Below are 911 nucleotides of genomic sequence, written 5' to 3'. Positions count from 1 at the left end.
GTAGACCTGATAATAATATCGGAATTAATTATTCCAACCACATCGTTGCGGTCATCGGCTATTGCAGACAGCATGTCGGAAATATACACATATGGTTTTGCAAAAGAACTCGATGCGTCGCGCGGCGCCATGATGAACGTAACAGCAGGATATTTATCCTTCAATAAATCAATCTCGTGTTTCGCATTTAGAGACACGACTTTTGCACCAATATAATTCCAAGATGCAACCGCCCTTTGTTGCAACTCGTGCCGAGCAGGCATAAGCGAAGTGACAAAAGTTACGCCGTCAAACGGACGCTGTGGGATAACTTTGGTATTCCCCACGTATGTCCGGTGCTCGCTGGCTAAACACTTCATTGCTACGTAGCTTTTGCCAAGCATAGCGTAGGCTTGGGCGGCGATCAAATCCATATCGTATCTGTCTGCAGCCTCGAGATTTCGCACTACGTCAGGAACATTTTCATATGCCGTCACGGCGCCTTCATAATCACCGTTTTTAATTTTCAAATGAATGTAGTGCCAATATGTACTCAAAGTATCTTTTGCTATGCTGATACTCTCGTCAATCGATATGTCGTTTAGAAGGCTGAACGCGTGTTTTGCATGACCCCACGAGCCGCTCCGTCCAGCACTAAAGGCCAGCAGTTTTAGACCATCAACCTTGTTTTCCTCACCATTTTCAAGGAACGTTAAGGCGCAGGCTATCGCCGATTGGAACCGGCCGTCGTTAAAATAAATCCAACCTAGCCAAAGATAAAGCGAATTGTCTTGTGGGCGTCGTTGGATTAATCCGCTGCACAGAATAGCTGCGGATCCGAAGTCTTTATTTGTTTCCGCCTGACGGATGTTTTGGATAACGGCTTCCATTTCTTCTTCAGATTGTGCATTCATTCGAGTGACCCCTGTTGG

General features: G+C 45.9%; 1 protein-coding gene. It reads right to left on the bottom strand.

What is annotated here, in order from left to right:
* Nucleotides 1-893 (bottom strand): hypothetical protein (locus tag FV233_RS29640; RefSeq protein ID WP_210249527.1); only part of this gene is annotated, 893 nt, incomplete at its 3' end.
* Nucleotides 894-911: the final 18 nt, after the last annotated feature.

It is taken from the genome of Methylobacterium sp. WL7 (genome assembly GCF_008040085.1).
Taxonomy (GTDB): domain Bacteria; phylum Pseudomonadota; class Alphaproteobacteria; order Rhizobiales; family Beijerinckiaceae; genus Methylobacterium; species Methylobacterium mesophilicum.
The sequence above is the reverse complement of the archived record's forward strand: the minus strand, read 5'-3'. Positions and strand labels throughout refer to the sequence as shown.